The following is a 21,334-nucleotide window of genomic DNA, read 5'->3' as shown; positions in this document are numbered from 1 at the left end:
TCCGTTCCGTGACGCGATGGTTTTAGCGCCCGGATGCCATTTGCATCAAGGCGATGGCGTCGAGCAGTTCGCGTCGGAATTCCTGTTCGGCGCCGCGGGCCGCACGACTCTCCGCCTGGATCGCTTCGAGGTGATCGCCGATGCGTGTGAGCAGTTCGACGACTTCGTGGTGGGCCTGATCGTTCATGTCACGCGCTTCCTTCTCCGCACATCAAGCCGGTGTCTTGCCTGGTAGCGCGCTCGGCCTTCCGTGCACGTCGGCGTCCTCGGGGAGGAGGTCGGTGGCGGCGAGGGTGAAGTAGCCCTCCTCTTCCTGCAGGAAGTGCAGGTGCAGCACCGCGTACAGGCCGTAGAGGCATGCCCGCAGATCCTCGACCTGGCCCGGCTGAATATCGCCGGCGCTCTGCGCCAGTGTCAGATGGTTGCCGATGCGGTCGGCCAGCCGGTGGATCTCGGCGTGGGTCCTGCTCATCGTGGTTGTCGCTTCGGCGCTTCCCAGCGGTCTCGCCAACGCTGGGTACAGCTCGGCCTGTTCGGCGTCCTCGTGCGGCAACAGACGCTCGGTGAGGAAGTTCTGAGCCCGGGACACTGCCTCCATCGCCGATGTGGCGGGCCCGGCACCCACGTGGTCGGCGGCATCGCGCAACAGGCTCAGTGCATCGCGAAGGTCGTCATGTTCCCCGGAGAAGCGGAGCAGCATCTCCTCGGTGCCTGCCGGCAACTCGATTCGGTCGGCGGGGTTACCTCGCAGTGCGCGTAGCGCGTTGAGGATCACTGCGACGTCGATGCCCTCCTGAAGTAGTGCTCCTGCCGCGGGCGGTAGCAGTCCGACTGCAGCAACAGCCATGGCCAACAGAGACAAGACCATCCCGGCGACCGCGCTTTGTACGGCGATGCGCCGCGACCAGCGTGCGACGTCCATCGCATCGGCAAGGCGGTCCAACCGGTCGGTGGTCAACACGATGTCGGCCGCCTCCGAGGACGCCGTCGCCCCGCGGGCACCCATCGCCACGCCGACCGTGGCCGCAGCCAGAGCAGGAGCGTCGTTGACGCCGTCGCCAACCATCACCGTCACGGCGCGTTCCCGCTCGGCCCGCACGGCAGCCACCTTGTCCGCGGGACTCTGGTCGGCGCACACCTCATCAAGGCCCAGCACGGTGGCCACCTCCCGTGCCGGTGCCGCACGGTCACCGGTGAGCATGACCAACCGGTTGAATCCCGCTGCGCGCAGTCGTCGCACCGTACGAGGCGCGTTGCGGCGCAACGGGTCTCGCAACAGCACCGCGCCGAAGACCTCATCGTCGTCGCTGACCCAGGCGATCGCAGCGCCGTCGAGGCCGGCTCGGTTGACGGCCGCCACCGCCCACCCTGCCTCGGATGCATTTCCGGCGAGCTTGCCCACCGCGATCCGTCGGCCGTCCAGGGCGGCGGTCACGCCGCGGCCGGGTTGCTCGATCACCTCGGCCGGCATCGACAGCGACAGTCCTCGGGCAAGGGCTTCGGTGACGATCGCCTCGGCCAATACGTGGGGTGACATCTGGTCCACCGATGCTGCCAGCCGCAGGATCTCGGTGCCGTCGCGACCAGGAGCGGCGAGGACGTCGACGACGGCGGGATGACCGGCGGTGAGAGTGCCGGTCTTGTCCATCACCAGAGTCGTTGCGTGCCCGAGGTTCTCCAAGGCGCCGCCGCTGCGGATCACCACCCCCAGTCGAGAGGCCCGGGACAAGCCGGAGACGATCGCGACCGGCGCGGCCAGCAGCAGCGGACACGGCGTCGCCACGACCAGCACCGCCACCGCCCGCACCGCCGACCCGCTGGCCAGCCACGCGGCACCGGCGACGACGAGCGCCACCGGCAGGAACCAGGCCGCGTAGCGGTCGGCCAGCCGGATGATCGGCGCACTGTCAGCGCCCGCGTCCCTGGCCAACCGCACGATCCCGGCGTAGGTGCTGCCCTCGGCGGTGGCAGTAGCCCGGATCTCGAATGCGGTCGCGGCATTAACCACACCACTGCGCACCGGCTCACCGACCGCGCGTTCGACCTGCAACGGCTCACCGGTGAGCGCGGACTCGTCGAGGACCGCCACCGCGCCCTCGATCCGCCCGTCAACGGGCACCACTTCGCCGGGGCCGACCACCAGCAGGTCACCAGCTACGACCTCCTCCAGCGGCACCACTGCGATCACGTCACCGACCCGGCGTCGCGCGGAATGGGGTGCACGCTCCAGCAAGGCCCGCAAGTCATGCGAAGCGCGCCGTTGCGCGGCAGCGTCCAGAGCGCGCCCCGTGGACAGCATCACCGCGATCAGCGCACCGGCCACGTACTCGCCCACCCACAGCGTCCCCACCAGCGACAACACCGCAAGCAGATCCACCCCGGCCCGACCACGGCGCAGCGCCACCACCACCCACGCCACCGCGGGCACCACCGCAGCCAATGTTCCGACCACCCAGCACCCGTCGGCCACCGCACGCCAGCCGATGAGCCACGCGATCCCGCCCAGCACCAGTGCCGTCAACGTCACCACCACCAAGGCGGGCTCGAGCAGCGACCGAAACCGCTTAGACGACGTTCCGGGCGTCGGCGGTGTTGCGGTCACCGCGCACTCCGGCCATCGACGTCAGCCCACACGATGTCCTCTTCGATTCTGTCGGCCTGCAGCGGTGTCGCGCGCGGGCCACCCCACCGCAACTGTCGGGAACGGCGAATCCCGACACCGACGGTCATTCGATGCTCTGATCTAGCACCGGGCATTTCGGCTCCTCTGGCACCATTCAATCGAGCGACATCGGTCGCGCGGCGCATACGGTGACGCTGTATCGGAAGGTCGAACGAGCGCTGGCCTCGACTCTAGAATCCGCGTGGCGGTGGTTCGAGAGTCTTTGGTCATCGACCTGGTGGCCATACGCCTTCGATGTGTCCGCAACCCAATGTGGCCGCTCGAGTTCGCTTTGGCGATCGGGACTGCGCCGACAACTCGCACCCGTCGAGCACGCACCGTTACCAGCTCGTCGTATGAGTCGCATTCGGTAAGGGTGTCTGCACCGTCCGTACCGTGTCCGATCCGGAACTAGTTGGGAGTAATCCGGGAAAACCTGGTAGCTGTCCGATTTCTAGCCCGTCCGTTCCAGAACCATCTGACAGTGACACCCGCCCAGGTCCCTGCCCATGCACCTGCCGATCTTCGGCCGGCGTAACCATGGCGCTAAGTCTGAATCCACGACTATCTGACAGCGCCGGACAAGACGGTCGACAGTCCAGAACTACCTGACAGCGGCGGACACTCTGCGCCTTCGAGATCAGCGTGAACCATCTAATTCGTCACTGTGACGTTAAGTAGGTGATGCAGCGGTCTCCCTCACCTCACCCGGCATGCGACCAAGCAGGTCGCGATGGACGGTGTCATGAACGACCGGACGACCAGCGTGTCGAAGAGCAAGCCCAGGCCGATGGTGGTGCCGAGCTGGCCGAGCATGACCAGGTCGCTGACGATGAAGGAGGACATGGTCGCGGCGAAAACCAAGCCCGCCGCCAGTGGCACGATGACCCAGTACAGCTGGATGCCAGCGAGGTACTGCCACACCAGGATTGACAGCCCAATGGAGGCACCGAGGGACAATGCGACGGTGCCGACGATGACCAGCGCGGCGATCAGGCTTCTGGTGGTGAAGATCATGATCACCAGGATGAGGCTAATCCCGGCCAGCGCCGCGATCATCAGGTCATACGTCGCACCCTCCCCAATATCCTTGTAGGTGGCCGCCGTTCCGGCGATGCAGTAGTCGCGGTGGTGTGCGGCGTCGGCTCGTTCATGTGTTGATCCTGTTCCTGGCCGGGTGTTGAAGGACGGCGATGACGTGCGGTGAAACGTCGATGACCTTATGGACTTCGAGACCGGCGGCGGTGGCGACGCCGCCGAGCGCGACGGCGCCCAACCGCGCCCACCGAAACCAGGGGCCCTCGGCGTGATGGCTCTCCCAACGCACGACCTCGTGCGATATCGACTCCATGCCGGTCGTGAGGTGATCGATCTCCACGATGACCCGCCCCCCGGGCGCCAACAACTCGGCCGCCCGGCGCAACGTCCGGACGGGGTCCCCGCCGATGCCAATGTTCCCATCGGCGAGAAGCACGCGATCCCAGAATCCCTGCGCCGGTAGCGACCCGAACAGATCGCGGCGCATCGCCGTACCTCCACGCTGACGGGTCAACGCCACGGCGACCGCTGACGCGTCGACACCCAAGGCCGACGACCCCCGATGCTGCAGGGCAGCGGTGAATCGCCCTGGCCCGCAACCCACGTCGAGCGTCGTAGCCGCTGAGCACTCGTTCATCACCAACTCGTCGGCAAGCCGATCATGCGCGGCCACGTCGGAAGCCCCGAGCCAGCGACTCATCGGCAACTCCCGCACCAACCCTCGATGGTTGCGCGACCAGCACGACATCCCCGCGACACCGGCACGGTAGATCGCGTCCACCGGTGTGACGTCGACCGGGGCGCTCAACGGCGAACACGTCGGTCTAGGCGCAGCGATGTTGACTGCGCTGAAACGACATTGGCCTGCCGGCACCCCGAGCCTTCGTGGGCACATCTCGATGGAGCCGTTGCGTACAGTCGCATCCCCATCCGATCCCTTCACTTGCTGCCGCTCAGGCATGTGTGTCGTGTACGTGGCCGCGCTGCCCCATGGCGTCTTCTGTACCGAATGGTACACCGGAGAGGAATTCACCGCTAAGTTTCGCTCCACCCGTTCGTGGCGTTGCGCCACGGACAACCATCGAGTGGTCCGAATAGTTCGGTGGCAGTGTTGATCTCGTCGTTCGGCGGTTGCATCGACACGTTGCTCTTCGCGCTCGCGGGTGCGATCCCATCGGGCGCCAAGTGCCTGGTCTGCTCGCGGTTCGCCACGTCGAGCACGATCACCCGGGAGCGACCGATCCGCCGCCGGAGACTGTGAGGGAGGCATCGGCCTCACTTGGCATTTGGGCAACTGATGTCGACCGACACCGTGGCGAACTCGCCTGGGTCGGAGATGGCTTGGGTCTTGCATTCCCTGAGCGGGACGTTCGGAGTGCCCTCCAGGAAGTTCAACGACACGGTGTAGCCAGCAGCCTGCAGTTGGGCGACGGCGTCACTGGCCGACCCGTTGCCCGCAGTCGGCAGGATCGGGTCGGCGGCCGCGCTGGGCGCGGCGGCGATCGCGAGGGCAGCCCCCGCAGCTAGCACCCACAGGGTGCGGTTCTTCTTCGAGATGTTCATGACACTATGTCTCGCCGCATGATCCGCCGTTACACCACGTGCCGGCAGAGGAACCGCTCCGGCGGCGCCCCTCGGTCGCCACCAACGGTCAGACCGGCCGGCGTGTAACGGCCACGAGATCCGCGCACACATGGCGTGGTCGACGGTCGCATCGAATGCCGGCGCCTCGCCAGTACACGTCGACGGCGGACGAGCAGCGCCAAGGGGGGCGTCGCGTCGCGAAAGGAACCATGAGCGAGATGAAGATCAAGGCCGTTGCGGCAGCTGTCGGTGTCACCGCGGTGTGGCTGACCGTGCTGCAGTCCGCGCAGGTCTCCCCGACCGCTCGGGCGCACGATTCCGAGGACTCCCCCCGACGACACAGGTGCTACCCGGGGCCAGCGGTCAGCTGCCGGGGGGTCCCTCGGTGCCGGCCGCCCAGCTGGGGTCGACCGCCGCGGCCACGCGTCCAGCAGGCTCGCCGACCTCCTTCGCCCCCGCCACCAAGGCCATCGCGGCCCCCAGTTGCACGCCGCGGTCTTCGTTCCCCAATGCGAGACACTGCCCTGACGTCCAGCGTCGACATGCGTTCGGTCTTGGGACGGGAACTGCGTGCCGTCGCCCAACGTGAACTGGACAAGTTGCCGCCGCGGCAGCGAGAGGTCGTCACGTTGCGCGACATGATCGGTTTCGATTCCGCGGAGGTCTGCGAGGTGCTCGAGATCAGCGTGGCCAACCAGCGTGTCCTGCTTCACCGGGGGCGTGCGGCGATCCGTCAAACGCTCGAAGACTACGTGACGGGCCAAGCATGACCATGTTCGACGTCGACCTCGGCGGCCCCGTCGACTCCTTCCCCGGTCGAGCCGCGGTCCCCCTCGCGGCTCCCGGGGAAGGCTAGGCGCGCTCCCCTTTGGCGGGCGGCAATCAACCCACCCGGAGGTTAAGCACCTAGGCGCGGTCGGACGCCAGCTACGGGGTAGCGGCGATGAAGTCGGCGATCACCCGAGCCAATTGGGGGCCCTGGTCCTCCTGCAGGAAGTGCCCGGCGCCGACGATGGTGACCGGATCGTGGGCTCTCGCTCCCGGTATTTCGGCGTGCAGCACTCGGTCAGCGCCGTGAGTAATGGGGTCGGAGTCGGAGAAGGCGCATAGGAACGGCCGATCGAAACCGCGCAGCCCGTCCCACGCGGCGCGATTGGCCGGTGCGGCCGGGTCATCCGGGCTGGTGGGCACCAGCGTGGGAAATTGGCGCGCACCGGCCTTGAAGGTGTCGTCGGGGAACGGCGCGTCGTAGGCGGCGACCTGCGCGGCCGTCAACTCGGTGAGGCAACCTCCGTTGACGATCTGACCGACCTTGAAGTCCGGGGTTTCCTGGCTGTACTTCTGCCAGGCGAGGAACGCCTCGCCAGGAGGCGTGTCGCCGGTGGGAAGGAAGGTGTTGGCGGCCACGACGCGGGCGAAGCGGTCGCCGTGCTCGCCGACGATACGTAGTCCGATGAGTCCTCCCCAGTCCTGGCAGACCAGGGTGATGGCGTGGAGCCCGATGGCTTCGATTGCCGACCAGGTCCAATCGACATGCGCGGCGAAGGTGTAATCCTCGCGGTGGGCCGGTTTGTCGCTGCGGCCGAAGCCGATCAGATCCAGGGCCACCGCGCGCAATCCGGCGTCGACCAAGACGGGGATCATCCACCGGTAGAGGTAGCTCCACGACGGCTCGCCATGCAACAGCAGGACCACCTGGCCGTCGCGGGGGCCCTCGTCGAGGTAGTGCATGCGCAGCGTCGAGCCATCGGTGGCGCCGATGTCGACGTAGTGCGGCTGGAAGGGAAAATCGGGGAGGTCGACGAAACGGTCCTCGGGAGTGCGTAGAACCTGCATGAGTGCTCCTTTGACGGCGGATGGACTTCACTGATGGGCTATGCACGTCGAGTCTGCCGGTTTAGCCGACTGCTACGACCCCGACAGGCTGGTTGTACCCCACAGTACAGACCGGGCGACCAAAGACAAGGAAGAGAAGGCCTGTGAGCTGGGGACGCCGGCGGGGCCAAGATGTTCTCCCCGACGGGAGGAATCGATGCACGAGGAGCGCAGGGCGCCAAGCGTCGTGGGAGTCGGAGAGTCACGTGACGCACGTGTAACGGAGAACGGCCAGAGGTACACGTAATGCATAGTTGTTCAACCGATTTCAGTTCAGAGAGAAGGACCGTCATGAAGAAACTCGGGTTCGCCGGAATCATCGTCAGTGGCGTCGCGGCGGCAGTGCTGGGTTTGGCCGCACCAGCTCAGGCCGACTACGGACACCACCAGTGGGTCGGTGACATGGACTCCAGCACCTCCCTCCCCCATGTCAATACCGGCGCCCACCAATAACTCTCAGGAGCCATTGGCGGCCCGCGCGATTCCACCGGCGAGGGCACCCGCCGTGACGGCGGCTGCCCTCCCTCGCGTCGACGCCGCGGCGAGCGGTGCGCTTGCGACCTCCGCCGGCACGCCTGGTGGACGGGTCTGATGCGACGATGCCCGACACGCTTCGAGGACCCTGACGAGGCGGCCAACCGCGGCGGGTTCTCCGGTCCACGACAGCACGCGACCCGACCGTGCCGTTGACTCCCGGGGGATTGACTCCATCCGTCGAGCGGTGTGTCTTATACGCTGGTGAGATGTCCGGGACCCGACCCGTCGGCACGCCCCGACCCCTTCCATCCACCGAACGCGGCCGACGCACCAGGGCGGCGATCGTGGACGCCGCGGCCACGTTGATGTATCAGCGCGGGGTGCGCGCCACGAGCCTCGACGACGTCCTGGCAGCGGCGGGTTCGGGCAAGAGCCAGCTCTACCACTACTTCGATGGCAAATCCGATCTCGTCCACGCCGTCATCGAGCGTCAGTTGGAACTCATCCTCGACGAACAAGAACCCAGCCTGAGCCACACCGATTCCTGGGCCGGGATCGACGCCTGGGCCAGTAGGTACCTGCAGTTGCATGCCCCCCCGGAGGGTCCGTTCGCCTGCCCGCTGGGCACGATGGCCGCCGAACTCAAGAACGACGAGGCCTACCGTCCCAGCCTGGATGCGGCATTTCCGCAGTGGGAAGCCCCACTGGCCCGCGGGCTGACGACGATGAAGAAACGTGGCGAGCTGTCCCGTAGGGCCGATCCCCAACGGCTCGCCGCCATGGTCATCGCCGCGCTTCAAGGCGGGATGCTGCTGGCGCGTGTCCGCGACGACGTCACACCCCTGCACGACTGCCTCACCGCGGCGCTCACCGAGCTTCGTCGCTGGGCGCCGCGCCCCAAGGCCAGACGGTAGTTCCCGCACCGGCGCTGATCGCCGCTACTTCTTCAACCGTCGGCTTCCGCCATGCCAGTCCTCTTCGATGCCCGACGCCGTGGGAGCGACGCCGAAACTCGCCAGTTGAGGACGTTCACGCAAGCTGCGCTTGAGCTCGGCGAACCCGGGGAAGCTAGCCAACCCAAGCACGTTGTCCCACAGTGGGCCTGCCTCTTCAGGTGTGGGCAATCGGCTGATCACCGGTCCGAAGAACGCCACCCCGTCGGGTGGGCGGAACTGCAGGATCGGGGTGCCGACGTCCTTGCCGGTCAGCTCGAGAGCGTGATCGGTTTCGGCGCGAAGCGTGGCGTCGACGGTGTCGTCATCGAGCGCGTCGGCCAACTCGATGGGCAGGCCGGCCTCGGTGAGGATCGGCTCCAGGAACCCCCGCGTCCCGTGATGCCCCGGACCCGCCGGGTGTTCGTCGGGTGCGGTGTCGAAGATGTGGTGTCCCAGCGCCAGATACAGCGGCCCCACTGCGCTCTGCCCGTACTCGGCCCTGGCCCGGGCCGCAACGCGCAGCAACCTCAGCCCGGCGGTGTGCCCGGCTTCGTACTCTGGCGGGAAGTGGGCGTCATAATCGATGTGGGCGTTGAGCATTCGCAGCGAGATGAACCGCCAATCCACCACGTAGTCGCGTTGGTCGGCTACCAGTCGCACCCACTTGCTGGTCATCCACGCGAACGGACACACGGGGTCGAAGTAGAAGTCCAGATCGGCCCGGCGCACCTCCACGGGCGGTTCATCGACCCATTCGCTCATGATTGCGACCTTCTCGGCGGGGAGGAACCGGTGGATCGCGGCGTAGGCGTGACCCTGGATCGTCGCGGCGGCGACTGGCGGGCGGCCTCCTTGCCGAGGCCGGCATTGGCGCCGGTGATGAGGAACGCGTCCTCAAACACCGGTTCGCTCCATCGCATCGACGGCAACCAAGATGTCAGCCACCTCGCTGCGGGTGGCGTAATTCGGGTGGACGTCGATCCAACGGATCACCCCGGTGCCGTCGACGACCAAGACCGTCGGCATGGGCACATTGGCCTGGCCGTCGGCGTTGACCTCGGTGAGATCTAGACCCAAACTCCGTTGGGCAGCAAGTGAATCCGCCGACGGGCGGGTGAGCACACCCAACGCGGCGGCGAGCTGATTGCCCGGATCGGAGGCGACGGTGAAGGTCAGCTCGTTGCGCTCGACCGAACTCAGCGACCCGTCGGGCTTCTGCGGGCTCACTGCGATTAGCTCGACACCCCGCTCGGTCAGCGCCGGCACCAGGTCGGTTTGATAAGTCCGTAGGGCGATGTTGCAGTACGGGCACCACGCCCCCCGGTAGAGCACCACTACCGCGGGCCGGTCACCACGCAGCCGCCCCAGCGTGGTGGGTGCCGAATTCACGTCGAGCAGTTCAGCATCGGGCAGGGCAGTTCCCGGCGTGGCGACCTCGGCGGGCACGCCGTGGGCGTCCAGAGTGGCCCGATCGGCGGCGAACGCGCTGCTCACGTCGTTCGGCAGCCGCGTGGCTGCGTCGACGGTGATCGTCTGCGCCTGCTCGGCGATGGTGGGTGTGCGAGTGGTCATGGGTCCGTCCTCCGAGGGTCTGGATTGATTACTCCATAACACTCACGATGAAATGGAATGTCAACTCCAAAAAGAGTTATCCTCGTCCGATGATCACCGTCAAGGGCCAGGCCACCCGCAACCGCATCGTGGCCGCTGCCGCGGCGCTGATGCACCAGCAGGGCGTGGCTGGCACCAGCACCGAGGACGTGCAGGCGGCGGCCGGTGTCAGCGCGTCACAGATCTACCACTACTTTGGCGACAAGCACTCCCTCACCTGCGCGGTCATTGCGTACTGGAGCGATGCAATCCTCGGAGTGCAGGAACCCCTGTTCGCGAATCTGGATGACCTCGGCGCACTGCGCAGCTGGGCCGAGCTCATCGTGACCCTGCAGCAGGCCAAGGAGTTTCGGGGCGGTTGCCCGTTGGGTTCCTTGGCCAGCGAGCTTGCCGACGGCGATGATTCCGCGCGCGAAGACGTCGCAGCAGGCTATCGGCGATGGCAGGACGCCATTGCTGGGGGGTTGGCCACGCTGAAACAACGTGGCGTACTCGTCCACGGCGCCGACGTCGACAACTTGGCCTTGACGCTATTGACCGCACTCCAGGGCGGCCTGCTGTTGTCCAAGGCCCGCCGCGACGCCGAGCCCTTGCGAACCGCACTCAACTCCAGCATCGATTACATCGCCTCCTTCGCCACGACAGAGGTCGCCTAGACCGCGTCGCCATACATCGTCACAGGCGGCTCGACCGTACGGCGCAGACCGTACCGGGCAGTACAGTTGCGCGGTATGATGGCTGCTGGGCTGGCGATGAGCTACCCACGAGCCGTTCCACTCGTCTCGCCGCGGCGGCGGGTCCGATGCCTCGACGAAGGACCGCACCATGACGCCCTCCAGCCCGCCACCTCACAACGGCAACGCCTCGGCCGAACCACCGAGAACGCCAACTGCGGGTGCCCCAGAAGGTGGTCCACCGTCAGTCAGTCCTCCGCCGGCCGCAGATCGACACGGCTTCCCGGCCGCAGCCTGGCGGACGCTGGAGAAGCATCCACCGCCCGGACTGTCCCGGATTCGGTGGCGCAGTCCGCTGCGAGGGCCGTGGCTGACGTCGGTGTTCGGGGCCGTACTACTGATCGTCTTGCCCATCGTCATCCTCACGGGCCTGTTGTCCTACATCGCCTACGGACCGAAGTTCGGGATGGCGATCCCCGCCGACGTCGGTTGGCTCAAGCTGCCGTCCTTCGACTGGCCGAGCAACCCCAGCTGGCTCTACCGCCTCACGCAGGGGCTGCACGTCGGCCTCGGGCTGATCATGATCCCGGTGGTGCTCGCGAAGCTGTGGTCGGTCATTCCGCGGCTCTTCGCGTGGCCGCCGGCCCGCTCGGTCGCCAACGTGGTGGAGCGGATCTCGCTGCTGATGCTCGTCGGCGGGGTGCTGTTCGAGATCGTCACCGGCGTGCTGAACATCCAGTACGACTACATCTTCGGATTCAGCTTCTACACCGCGCACTACTTCGGGGCCTGGGTGTTCATCGCCGGATTCGTCGCCCACGTCGCCATCAAGCTGCCCACGATGGTCCGCAGCCTGCGCTCGCGGTCGTTCCTCGCCGTGCTGAAGACCTCACGCGCCGACACGGTGCCCGAGCCACTCGACGAGGACGGGCTGGTCGCCCCCGACCCCGACCCGCCCACGTTGAGCCGGCGCGGCATCCTCGCCGTCGTCGGGGGCGGCGCCCTGCTGGTCGCGGTGTTGACGGCCGGTCAGACCGTCGGCGGATGGACGCGCCACCTGGCGGTCTTGCTGCCTCGAGGTCGCAGCTATGGCAACGGCCCCAACGACTTCCAGATCAACCGGACCGCCGCCACCGCGCGCATCGACCCCGCGCTGATGGGAGAGCGGTGGCGGCTGCAACTGCTCGGCAGAGGGCAACCAGTGGTGCTGGATCGCGCGGCGCTGGCGGCCATGCCGCAGCACACGGTCGACCTGCCGCTGGCCTGTGTCGAGGGCTGGTCGACGGTGCAGACGTGGTCTGGCGTGCGCCTCGCTGATCTCGCTGCCGCCGCGGGTCGTCCGTCGCCCGGCTCGGCGGTTGTGTCGTCCCTCGAGCGCTTCGGCGCGTTCAACCATGCCAGGCTGCAGCGCAATCAGGTGCTCAATCCCGATGCGCTGCTGGCCTTCCGGGTCAACGGCGTCGACCTGTCACCCGATCACGGTTACCCGGCCCGAATCATCGTGCCCGCGCTCCCCGGCGTGCACTGCACCAAATGGGTGGCGTCGATCGAGTTTCGGGAGGCATGACGGTGTTCAGGCGACTCTATGGCGACCATCTGCTCCATCTGCTCGTCCTGTTGGGGGCAATGGCGCTCGCCGCTTACACGATCTCGATACTCGGCATTTCCGCGCTCTTCAACCCGGAGGTGTGGTGGCAGTCGATCGCGGTGTGGTTCGCGGTCGCGGTGATCGGCCACGACCTGATCCTGTTCCCGCTCTACGCCCTGGCGGAGCGATTCCTGCCCAAGCGTCGACGCGGGGCCAAGCCCGCCGACCCGGGCCGGGTTCCGGTGGTCAACTATCTGCGAATACCGGCTCTGGCAACGGCATTGACCTTCGCGCTGTTCCTGCCGGGCATCATCGAGCAGGGCGCATTCACCTACCACGCCGCGACGGGGCTGACTCAGGAACCGTTCCTGGGGCGCTGGCTGCTCCTGGTCGCCGGCTTCTATCTGACCAGTGCGATCTGCTATCTGGCGAAGACCGTGTACGTGCATTTCCGTCTTCATGAACCGCCTGCAGCACTGTCACCGAGTGCTCCGCTGGCCGGATCATCGCCGTACGGGGACACATGATCCTGCTCGCCTCGTGGCGGTGGACGAGACGTCCAGGTTCCCGCCACCGCTCGTCCTTGCTTGCTTGGCACTGCCCGCGGTGGCGGTGTAGAGCCGGCCCGGTTGGGCCGTGGACCTAGGTGGCCGTCACGGAAAGGGTTCGTCCACGTGTTGGGAATCCCCCACAATTGCCGAATGATGGCCTGGGAGAACAGTTCTTGACCCCTGGAACGTTCACCTTCCAACAACGCTGCCCGTTGCACTTCGGACAGTTCGTACACGCGGCAATAATCCCAGCGAACCAGGAAGTCCATGTCGTCGTCATCCTTTCGGTGGTGCCACTGCTGTCGCGGGTGGCCAGGGTTTCAATCAATGGTGTGACGTCTGCGGAGGGCACGATCTGCGCGCCGCATGGACCGCACTGCAGGTGACCGGTTCGGGCGGGATCGGACAGCCAGCACGTCCACGCCGCCTCCTTGCCGGCACGGCCTCGTTGGTCGAGGACGGCGATGGCTTCCACTTCGATGAGGTGCTCGGGGACCACTGTTGGCGTCCGTGGTCCGCTCCGAACGTGACGGACGACGAGCGGCCCCGCGGGTCATGAACCACGACATCGGCCGTCGTGATGGCCACGTCACGCGATCGGCTCTGCGGCTCAACGGGATCAGCGGCACGCTACCCATCGGCGGTGACACCGCGCGCTCTCTTGGAGGTGTGCGCCAGCGGCGCCTCGCCGAGTGTCCACATCGCCGCGCCGAGCAGGGCCACGTCCTTGATCAAGAATCCGCCGGAGTCGGTCAAGAGGGGAACGTGCAGTGAGGAGGAGGTGGGTCTACCGCGGCCTCGTCACCGTTGTGTGCGTCCAGTCGTGACCGGCGCGGGTCGCTGCCGTGCGTTCTGTTCTACGTGCGCCGCATAACTGGTGCGGTACGTGTGTGGCGCCACGCCCACGCTGCGGACGAAGTGATGGCGAAATGATGAGTGTGACGCAAATCCGGACTGCTCGGCAATCCTATTCATCGGCAGACGGGTGGATTCGAGTAGTCGGCGCGCCAGGTCGATGCGAATTTGCAACAGCAGCTGTAATGGTGTCGTTCCGAGGCGGGCGCGAAAATGCCGATTGAGACTGCGGACGCTCATCGATGCGTGCCGGGCGATCGTGTGGAGGTCCAAGGGCTCGAGGGCGTTCTCTTCCAACCACGCGACGATCGCCTGGAGTGAATCGTCCTCGGGGCGCGACGTTTCGATGTACGGGGCCTGGCCTCCGTCGCGCCAGCTCGAGAGGACGAGCCGCCGCGCGGTCCGGTCTGCGAGTTCTCCCCCGGCGTCCTGTCGAATGAGATGCAGGCACAGGTCCAAGCCTGCCGCGACCCCGGCCGACGTCAGGATCTGACCGTCGTCGAGAAACATTGCGCCAGAATCGACCTCGACGTGGGGATAGCGGCGTGCCAGAGCAGCGGCCCACTGCCAGTGGGTGGTAACCCTTCGCCCGTCCAACAACCCGGCAGCCGCGAGCGCGAACGCGCCAACGCAGATGGACCCGATGCGCGCGCCAGCGTCGTACGCTGCATGCAGGACGTCGATCACGTCTTGGGTGGGTGGCGCCAGAAAGTCCTGCTTGCCCGGCACGATTACGACGTCCGCGGCGACCAACTCATCGAGACCAAACCGCGTGCGGATCTCGACTGCGCCCCACTCCAGTGTCGTGGTGATGGTGTCGGCGGCGCAGCAACGCACTTCGTAACGTCCCTGTTCACCAGCCGTCTCCGCCAGCGCCACGTTGGCCATGCCGAATACCTGCCCGGGAATCATCAGCTCGAAGCCCAACACCTGCTCGCATCCAAGCACGCCGACGATCATGGCCAGATCTTAGCAATATGTGGCCATCTAGCCACTGGTGTCGGCGGTCTGCATGCCACAGGGTTGAGTCATCACCCACGACGAAGGGCCCCGCATGAACATCTCCGATGATGCCTTCGCCGCGCAGTTCGGATTTCCCGATTCGCCCGTCGCGACCGCGGCTCGCCAGCTTGCCCGTGACGTCTCCCCCGAGTTCGTCTACAACCACGTCGTGCGCAGCTACCTATTCGCGCGCGAACTGTCAGTGACCGACGGAGCCCCCGATCACGGAGACGACGAACTGCTGTTCCTCGCTTGCATCCTGCACGATCTCGGAGCCACCGAGTATGCGAATACCGACCAACGATTCGAGATGGACGGCGCGGATGCCGCTGCACGATTTCTCACCGGGCAGGGCATCGACGCTGCTCGGATCGGCACGGCGTGGACGGCGATCGCGTTGCACACCAGTGTCGGCTTGGCCCATCGGTTCGGATCCATTGCGGCACTGGCGCAAATGGGCATCGGCACCGACATCGTCGGCATTCACCGTCGGCAGTTGCCCGACGGCTTCGCCGACCGCGTGCATGCCGCGTGGCCACGACACGATCTGGGCTACGCGCTGGCTGCCGTGGTGGCCGAGCAGGCGCGGCGAAACCCCCTCAAGGCGCCACCGATGAGCTTTCCTGCCCACCTCCACCACCTGATGTATCCCGGGCATCCCGCGGCTACCTGGTTCGACGCCGTTGAAACTGCCGGCTGGAACGACCGCCCCGTTGCCGTGCGCGAGAGCCAGTCGTGACCAACTCGGTCACCGAGCTACGTGTGCCAGTGGCCGGTGGATCGTTGATCGTGAGGCACCGGTCTGGTCGCGGACCGACATCGTTGTTCCTGCACTACTGGGGTGGCAGCGCCCGCACCTGGGAGCCAACGCTCGCCCATCTCGACCCGCAGGTGCCGGTAGCCTTCTACGACCACCGCGGCTGGGGCCGTTCCAACACGTTGCCTGGCCCATTCGGTTTGAGACAGTTGGCCATCGACGCGGCCACCGTCATCGAGGCGCTCGACACGGACGTCATCCTCGTCGGGCACTCGATGGGCGGCAAGGTCGCCCAACTGGTCGCGGCCGAAAACCCCACTGCGCTCGCGGGTTTGGTTCTAGTTGCACCCGCACCTCCCGAGCCGCCCGCCGCGATCACCGCACAATTCCAGCAACGACTCGCGCACGCGTACGACAACTCGCAGACCGTGTCCGGCGCCGTCGACCACGTGTTGACGGCACTCCCGCTCACGGCGTCGGTGCGCGCGGCCGTCATCGAGGACAGCCTGGCGGGCGCGGCTGCGGCCCGGATGGACTGGCCGCTGCACGGCATTGCCGAGAACATCACTGCGGCCGCACGACGCATCCTGGTCGACACGACCGTCATCGCGGGAAGCCACGACCAAGTCGAACCCGTCGACGTACTGCGTCGACACTTGAAACCCTTCATCTCGCAGGCATCCATCCACGTACTCGACGGACCCGGTCATCTGATCCCACTCGAGGCACCCGAGGCCCTCGCCAGCGAACTGGCGCAACGTCTTGGCTGAAATGCACCAATCGAAGACGTTCTCAGCCTCCACGACTAAGGAAGTCACCATCAACACCAAGATCGTCAAGATTCCGGTCCTCGGCGACCACCTCGTCAACACCTACCTCTTGATCGGGCGACGTCCCGTCCTCGTGGACTGCGGCATGCCAAGCAGTGGTGATCGCATCTGGAACGGCGTCATCGCTGCCGGCGTCGACCCCACCGATCTGGAGTCGATCATCGTCAAGCTGCACATCGGACACGGCGGCCCGATGCCGGTCGCCAACGTCCGGCATTGGCTCAGTCAGCAACTGGCTCAACGAAATTCACGTCGCCAGCGCAGGGCGAGGCAGTGATGGGTCTCCCGCGGTGGGTGTGTTGAGGCACGCTCGGCGAGAAGCGCGACCGGTGTGAAACACCGGTCGCATCACCCCAAGAGCCGGGCCGCCGCTACTCGACTTCGTTCGCGCTGCCCGGATGGGGAACGTTGTTCTCGTCGACATACGCGGAATGCTCGGTGTCGACACCCTCGTGGTCGCGCGGACCTTCGTTGGACCCGTGGCTCTCGACCGCATCCGCCGCGTCAGCAGGCATTGACATATTGCATCCCCTTCTCGATCCGCAGGGCTCGTCCCCGCGACCCGTAGCTCGCTGTGCCTATGCCCCGTCGGCGCCAGGCTGAACCATGACGGCTCGCCGTCGTGCGTAGGGAGTCCCCGACCAGCCCCGAGCAGTGGCGCGAGGGTTCCCTCGCGCGGAAGCCGCGTACGCCCAGTCTCGTTGACGTAGACGTAAATCCGTCGGAATGGCCGTGGGATCGACGCAAACGGGGTCACGGTGCGAACCCGCGTGTCTATAGTCCGGGAGCGCACGGCACGGCTTCGAGGGGGTTGATTCGGCATGACCGAAGGCTTGTACGTAGGGCGAATCGGCGGTTTGGCAGCGGCACTGGGAGTCGGGGTCGTCGTCTTCTTCGCCGGATGCGCCGTCGCGTCGGCCGATTCCGCGTCTGGCGCGGAGTCGTCGTCGAGTGCGACATCCAACGCAGGCGCGTCCGAGTCGCCGTCCGGCGCGGCGGGCTCGGCGCATCCCGCGCCGGCTTCGAGCGCGGATCGAAGCACGCCGGCGTCCGCCTCAACCGGCACCGGCACCACCTCGAGCACGACCGCCAGCGCTGCCTCGACCGCATCAGCCGACACCGACAGCACGAACACCGGCACCACGTCGACACCGGCCTCCGTGCCCACCCCCGGCGTCGTCGTGTCCACCGGCGGTGCGCACACCGGGACGTACTCGACGTCTCAGTCGAAGGACCCCGACGGCGCGGCGACGCCACCGAAGGATTCAGCGCCCAAGGATCAAGCTTCCAAGGATCAAGCTTCGGAATCTCATTCGCCGTCCGCCTCGAGCGGCAGCACGATCTCGGCTGCCGACCGCGCTCAGACCGACGATCCGCCCACCACGCTGACCGGGTCGGCCACCACCGCGAAGTCGGCCGTCGCGACTAGCACGTCGGACTCCCCGGCCGGCGGTGAACCGTCCACCCCGGATTCACCCATCACCTGGACGGCGGCGGCCACTGCGCGCAAGGAGTCACTCGTTCCGGCGGCGACGTCGTCGGTTGCTTCCGGCGTCGCCGCCGCGACCCCGGTGTCCGCGCCCGTCGTCGCGGTCCTCCAGACACCCCCGCTGGCGTGGCTGCAGCAACTGCCGATCCTCGGACCGGTGTTCTTCACCCCAGTGGTCGCGGCGATTCACCAGATTCCCATCGTTGGCGACATCATCCACCCGTTCGTCGGCTACCCGGTCCAGCCGGGCGCGCCGGGTGATCCCGTCGCGCGGGACGTGATGCTGACGTCCTTCGACGGTACGCAGATCTACGTCCACTTCATGCCCGCGAGCGGCCTTGGATCGGGGCAGCGGGCGACGACCATCCTGCAGGGGCCCGGTCTGGGGATGCCCGGTGGGACCGGTTTGAACGGCACCTTCCTTGACGGCGTCCTCACCGACAACCTCGGTGCGGTTGGGGTGGGCGCACTGCGCGCCGCCGGGTACAACGTCGTGACGTGGGACCCGCGCGGCGAGTACCGCTCCGGTGGAGTCCTGGAACTGGACTCACCGGACTTCGAGGCGCGGGACACCTCTTCCATCATCAGCTGGGTCGCCACGCAACCGGAGGTGACGCTGGATGGCCCTGGTGACCCGCGGATGGGCATGGTGGGTGCGTCCTACGGAGGCGGCATTCAACTGGTGACCGCCGCCACCGATCACCGCGTCGACGCCATCGTGCCCACCATTGCCTGGAACAGCCTGAACACCTCGCTCTACAAGAGCGACGCCTTCAAGAGCGGCTGGGGAACGTTGCTCACCGCGGCACTTCTGCTCACCAACGCCCGCCCCAACCCCGCCATCTATCCTGCCGCGATCTACGGCGACCTGACCGGCACCCTCACCCAACAGCAACAGGATCTGCTGAGCCAGCGGGGCCCCGACACCGTGCTGGACGCGATCGTGGCACCGACCCTGTTCATCCAGGGCACGGTCGACACCCTCTTCTCGCTGCAGGAGGCTCAGGACAATGCCGAGGCGCTGATGGCGAGGAACGTCCCGACGAAGATGCTCTGGTTCTGCGGCGGGCACGGCGTCTGCACCAACAACCTGTTCGATCCCACCGACGGGCAGGTCATCACCAACGAGACCCTCGCGTGGTTGTCGCGCTACGTCAAGGGACAGGACACGAGCACCGGCGCACCGTTCGAGTGGGTGGACCAACGCGGCCAGTACTTCTCGTCGTCCACGTTCCCGGCGCGCGCCGGTCAGCCCATCGTCGCCGCGAGCGATCAGCCCGGCGCGCTGCCGCTCCTTCCCGTGCTGGGCGGCAGTGGACCCCTGCTCTTCGTCCTACCCATCGGCGGCACTCGGGCATTCAACGCCTACGACCTCGCGGTGCCGGCGGTCACGGCGACCACCTACGTGGTGGGCGCCCCGCAGCTGACGATGACCTATTCGGGGACGGGCACTAGCAGGCACGTCTACGCCCAGCTGGTCGACGACGCCACCGGTGCCGTGCTCGGTAATCAGGTGACGCCGGTCCCCGTCACGCTGGACGGCCAGAGCCACGACATCACGATCCCGCTCGAGGAAGTAGCTCACACGTTGCGACCGGGCCAGAGCCTGACGTTGCAGATCGTGGCCTCGGCGGTCAACTACCAGAGTCTGAGCTCCTTCGGCGTGCTGAACGTGTCGAAGGTCGCGGTGTCGCTGCCGACGATCACCGACGCCGTCCCCCTCGACACGTCCCCGGTGACATTGCCCGTCTAGCGCGAGAGCACGCACGACGCCGGAGTCGCGGGCGAGAGCGTTCGGCGCGCTAGTCGTCCTTGGCCCAGCTGGCGGCGAAGTTCACCGCAACGTCGTCGGCCACCTTCACCGACCCCATGAACAACGAGTAGGGCGTGACCCCGAAGTCGGTTTGACGAACCACCGCGTCGCAGGTCACCCGCCAGGCGTCGCCGAGATCGGTCACCGACACCTCGACGGTCCGCCTCGCGGACGTCCCGTGGATGGTGAGCACCCCATCGAGCCGAAAGCCGTCCTTGGTCGCCTCGATGGCGTCGGTCCGGAAGTCGATGGTGGGGTGGTGCTTGGCGTCCAGCGCGGCCAGGGCGTTGGACCTGGCCATTGCCTTCTCCGGTCCCGACAGTGCCTTCACGCCACCGCTGCCGCGAACCACCTCCAGCGAGGCGACTTCGACGGTGAGCTCGACTGCGACGGGAGTGTCACCGTCCGACGACACGGTCGCCTGCCAAGTCGTCATGGCCAGGGTCAGCTCGTGGCCCAGCCTCGCCGCTCTGCCGGTGACGCCCGTGTGGACGAGGAGTTCGCCCACCGAGGCGTCCAGAGACCAGGACGTGACGGGCATGCCACGACTCTAGCCTGCCGCCGGCAACCGCTCGCCACCCCGGCCCGGACGAATCTGGGAGCCGAAGTCTGTTGTCTGACAGATGGATTCGCGGCCCATCGAGCGGACTCTCGGTGACGGGCAGGCCTGGGGTGCGTTGACATGCATGACGACGCATGTAAGAGTGGTCGCTACTGGAAGTCATTTTCATGTGAAGGCGAGGATTCCGATGCCCGGCATGGCAATCTCTGCCGACCTGACCGAGACGCACCATCACGACGCGGGACCGCCCCCCGAGATTCCGGCCCGCGACGTCCTCGACACCAGCGGTGACCTGCTGCGCGCGTTGGCCGCACCCCTGCGTATCGCCATCGTGTTGCAGCTCTGCCATTCCGCGCGCTGCGTCCACGAACTCGTCGATGCACTCGACGTGCCGCAACCGCTGGTCAGTCAGCACTTGAGGGTGCTCAAGGCCGCCGGTGTGGTGGCCGGCACGCGATCCGGTCGCGAGGTGCTCTACCGCCTGGTCGACCACCATCTGGCCGACATCGTGCTGGCGGCCGTCACGCACGCGGCGGAACACCGATGAGCGGCGCGGGAGCAGAGGTGCGCGTCTCGGCTGGTCCCGCCGTGCGGGCCACCCGGCAACGCGCCGCCATCACCGCACTGCTGGAGAACCTCGACGAGTTCCGGACCGCGCAGGAGTTGCACGAGGAACTGCGCAAGCGCGGTGAGGGCATCGGTTTGACCACCGTGTACCGCACCCTGCAGACGATGGCCGCCTCCGACCTCGTCGACTCGTTACGCACCGAGTCCGGCGAGTCCGCTTACCGAAGGTGCTCCGAACAGCACCACCATCACCTGGTCTGCCGCAGCTGCGGTGCGACCGTCGAGGTGGCCGGGAGGCACGTCGAGGCCTGGGCCGCCGACGTCGCCCGCGAACACCACTTCACCAACGTCAGCCACACCATCGAGATCTTCGGCACCTGCGCGGCGTGCGTCGACGCGCCTTCACGTCACTCCTGACACGCGGCGCCGACGCCGGGTCACGCATCGATATCGTTATGCGTGCG

The 21,334-nt window shown here is 66.8% G+C and carries 23 protein-coding genes and 2 pseudogenes; 12 read left to right on the top strand and 13 right to left on the bottom strand.

Features of this window, described 5'->3' with window-relative positions; translation table 11 throughout:
- Nucleotides 1-22: 22 nt before the first annotated feature.
- The 6 genes and pseudogenes from SBI80_RS18890 to SBI80_RS18865 all read right to left on the bottom strand — a co-directional run bounded on the left by SBI80_RS18890 (nt 23) and on the right by SBI80_RS18865 (nt 5,794).
- Nucleotides 23-187: a hypothetical protein gene (locus SBI80_RS18890; RefSeq protein WP_276763401.1), complete on the bottom strand. Its 165-nt coding sequence runs from the start codon at nt 185-187 to the stop codon at nt 23-25.
- A gap of 24 nt (nt 188-211) precedes the next feature.
- Nucleotides 212-2,602 (bottom strand): heavy metal translocating P-type ATPase, encoded by a 2,391-nt coding sequence (locus SBI80_RS18885; RefSeq protein ID WP_276763403.1) that lies wholly within the window; start codon nt 2,600-2,602, stop codon nt 212-214.
- 780 nt (nt 2,603-3,382) lie between these two features.
- Nucleotides 3,383-3,778, bottom strand: a pseudogene (locus SBI80_RS18880) (MMPL family transporter); the annotation flags it as partial.
- Between the two features lie 34 nt (nt 3,779-3,812).
- Nucleotides 3,813-4,508 (bottom strand): methyltransferase domain-containing protein, encoded by a 696-nt coding sequence (locus SBI80_RS18875; protein ID WP_318976342.1) that lies wholly within the window; start codon nt 4,506-4,508, stop codon nt 3,813-3,815.
- Nucleotides 4,509-4,975: 467 nt separating this feature from the next.
- Nucleotides 4,976-5,263 (bottom strand): hypothetical protein, encoded by a 288-nt coding sequence (locus SBI80_RS18870; RefSeq protein WP_318976341.1) that lies wholly within the window; start codon nt 5,261-5,263, stop codon nt 4,976-4,978.
- 384 nt (nt 5,264-5,647) lie between these two features.
- Nucleotides 5,648-5,794, bottom strand: coding sequence for a hypothetical protein (locus tag SBI80_RS18865; protein ID WP_318976340.1), 147 nt, complete (start codon nt 5,792-5,794; stop codon nt 5,648-5,650).
- Between the two features lie 38 nt (nt 5,795-5,832).
- On the opposite strand from SBI80_RS18865, the pseudogene SBI80_RS18860 reads away from it, so the two are divergent.
- Nucleotides 5,833-6,054: pseudogene (locus SBI80_RS18860) on the top strand (RNA polymerase sigma factor); the annotation flags it as partial.
- 157 nt (nt 6,055-6,211) lie between these two features.
- Here the strand turns inward: SBI80_RS18860 and SBI80_RS18855 are convergent.
- Nucleotides 6,212-7,120, bottom strand: coding sequence for a haloalkane dehalogenase (locus SBI80_RS18855; protein WP_318976339.1), 909 nt, complete (start codon nt 7,118-7,120; stop codon nt 6,212-6,214).
- 330 nt (nt 7,121-7,450) lie between these two features.
- On the opposite strand from SBI80_RS18855, the gene SBI80_RS18850 reads away from it, so the two are divergent.
- Both SBI80_RS18850 and SBI80_RS18845 read left to right on the top strand, forming a co-directional pair.
- Nucleotides 7,451-7,612, top strand: a complete 162-nt coding sequence (locus tag SBI80_RS18850; RefSeq protein ID WP_318976338.1) for a hypothetical protein — start codon at nt 7,451-7,453, stop codon at nt 7,610-7,612.
- A gap of 290 nt (nt 7,613-7,902) precedes the next feature.
- A complete protein-coding gene (locus SBI80_RS18845; RefSeq protein ID WP_318976337.1) occupies nt 7,903-8,550 on the top strand; it encodes a TetR/AcrR family transcriptional regulator in 648 nt (215 codons plus the stop codon).
- 24 nt (nt 8,551-8,574) lie between these two features.
- On the opposite strand, the gene SBI80_RS18840 is transcribed toward SBI80_RS18845, so the two are convergent.
- Nucleotides 8,575-9,333, bottom strand: a complete 759-nt coding sequence (locus SBI80_RS18840; RefSeq protein ID WP_318976336.1) for a mycothiol-dependent nitroreductase Rv2466c family protein — start codon at nt 9,331-9,333, stop codon at nt 8,575-8,577.
- A gap of 132 nt (nt 9,334-9,465) precedes the next feature.
- Nucleotides 9,466-10,143: a peroxiredoxin-like family protein gene (locus SBI80_RS18835; protein ID WP_318976335.1), complete on the bottom strand. Its 678-nt coding sequence runs from the start codon at nt 10,141-10,143 to the stop codon at nt 9,466-9,468.
- 89 nt (nt 10,144-10,232) lie between these two features.
- Between SBI80_RS18835 and SBI80_RS18830 the strand changes: the two genes are divergently transcribed.
- The 3 genes from SBI80_RS18830 (at nt 10,233) to SBI80_RS18820 (ending at nt 12,971) form a co-directional block, all read left to right on the top strand.
- Nucleotides 10,233-10,838, top strand: coding sequence for a TetR/AcrR family transcriptional regulator (locus SBI80_RS18830; RefSeq protein WP_318976334.1), 606 nt, complete (start codon nt 10,233-10,235; stop codon nt 10,836-10,838).
- Between the two features lie 169 nt (nt 10,839-11,007).
- Nucleotides 11,008-12,423: a molybdopterin-dependent oxidoreductase gene (locus SBI80_RS18825; RefSeq protein WP_318976333.1), complete on the top strand. Its 1,416-nt coding sequence runs from the start codon at nt 11,008-11,010 to the stop codon at nt 12,421-12,423.
- Nucleotides 12,420-12,971: a hypothetical protein gene (locus SBI80_RS18820; protein ID WP_318976332.1), complete on the top strand. Its 552-nt coding sequence runs from the start codon at nt 12,420-12,422 to the stop codon at nt 12,969-12,971. Before SBI80_RS18825 ends, SBI80_RS18820 begins: the two co-directional genes overlap by 4 nt.
- 654 nt (nt 12,972-13,625) lie before the next feature.
- On the opposite strand, the gene SBI80_RS18815 is transcribed toward SBI80_RS18820, so the two are convergent.
- Nucleotides 13,626-13,751, bottom strand: coding sequence for a hypothetical protein (locus SBI80_RS18815; RefSeq protein ID WP_318976331.1), 126 nt, complete (start codon nt 13,749-13,751; stop codon nt 13,626-13,628).
- Nucleotides 13,752-13,796: 45 nt separating this feature from the next.
- Entirely contained in the window at nt 13,797-14,810 is a 1,014-nt protein-coding gene (locus SBI80_RS18810; protein ID WP_318976330.1) for a GlxA family transcriptional regulator, read from the bottom strand.
- Between the two features lie 94 nt (nt 14,811-14,904).
- Here SBI80_RS18810 and SBI80_RS18805 point away from each other — a divergent pair, with 94 nt between their 5' ends.
- Genes SBI80_RS18805 through SBI80_RS18795 form a run of 3 tightly spaced genes read left to right on the top strand, consistent with a single transcriptional unit; the run spans nt 14,905 to nt 16,716 of the window.
- Nucleotides 14,905-15,591 carry an HD domain-containing protein gene (locus tag SBI80_RS18805; RefSeq protein WP_318976329.1) on the top strand — a complete coding sequence of 229 codons (687 nt, stop codon included), beginning with the start codon at nt 14,905-14,907 and terminating at the stop codon, nt 15,589-15,591.
- 50 nt (nt 15,592-15,641) lie between these two features.
- On the top strand, nt 15,642-16,379 hold the full coding sequence (locus SBI80_RS18800; RefSeq protein WP_318976328.1) for an alpha/beta fold hydrolase: 738 nt from the start codon (nt 15,642-15,644) through the stop codon (nt 16,377-16,379).
- 1 nt (nt 16,380) lies between these two features.
- The gene (locus SBI80_RS18795; protein WP_318976327.1) at nt 16,381-16,716 is read left to right on the top strand and encodes an MBL fold metallo-hydrolase; all 336 of its coding nucleotides are present in this window, start codon (nt 16,381-16,383) and stop codon (nt 16,714-16,716) included.
- 94 nt (nt 16,717-16,810) lie between these two features.
- Here the strand turns inward: SBI80_RS18795 and SBI80_RS18790 are convergent, their stop codons facing one another.
- Entirely contained in the window at nt 16,811-16,954 is a 144-nt protein-coding gene (locus SBI80_RS18790; protein ID WP_318976326.1) for a hypothetical protein, read from the bottom strand.
- Nucleotides 16,955-17,260: 306 nt separating this feature from the next.
- Between SBI80_RS18790 and SBI80_RS18785 the strand changes: the two genes are divergently transcribed.
- Nucleotides 17,261-19,681, top strand: a complete 2,421-nt coding sequence (locus SBI80_RS18785; protein ID WP_318976325.1) for a S15 peptidase family protein — start codon at nt 17,261-17,263, stop codon at nt 19,679-19,681.
- Between the two features lie 49 nt (nt 19,682-19,730).
- Here SBI80_RS18785 and SBI80_RS18780 read toward each other — a convergent pair whose 3' ends face one another.
- Nucleotides 19,731-20,282 carry a YceI family protein gene (locus tag SBI80_RS18780; RefSeq protein WP_318976324.1) on the bottom strand — a complete coding sequence of 184 codons (552 nt, stop codon included), beginning with the start codon at nt 20,280-20,282 and terminating at the stop codon, nt 19,731-19,733.
- 217 nt (nt 20,283-20,499) lie between these two features.
- Here SBI80_RS18780 and SBI80_RS18775 point away from each other — a divergent pair, with 217 nt between their 5' ends.
- Nucleotides 20,500-20,850, top strand: a complete 351-nt coding sequence (locus SBI80_RS18775) for an ArsR/SmtB family transcription factor (protein ID WP_318976323.1) — start codon at nt 20,500-20,502, stop codon at nt 20,848-20,850.
- Entirely contained in the window at nt 20,847-21,287 is a 441-nt protein-coding gene (locus tag SBI80_RS18770; protein ID WP_318976322.1) for a Fur family transcriptional regulator, read from the top strand. The genes SBI80_RS18775 and SBI80_RS18770 overlap by 4 nt, the downstream gene beginning before the upstream one ends.
- Nucleotides 21,288-21,334: the final 47 nt, after the last annotated feature.

The sequence above is a fragment of the Mycolicibacterium sichuanense genome, from assembly GCF_033741125.1.
Classification (GTDB): Bacteria; Actinomycetota; Actinomycetes; order Mycobacteriales; family Mycobacteriaceae; genus Mycobacterium.
The sequence above is the reverse complement of the archived record's forward strand: the minus strand, read 5'-3'. Positions and strand labels throughout refer to the sequence as shown.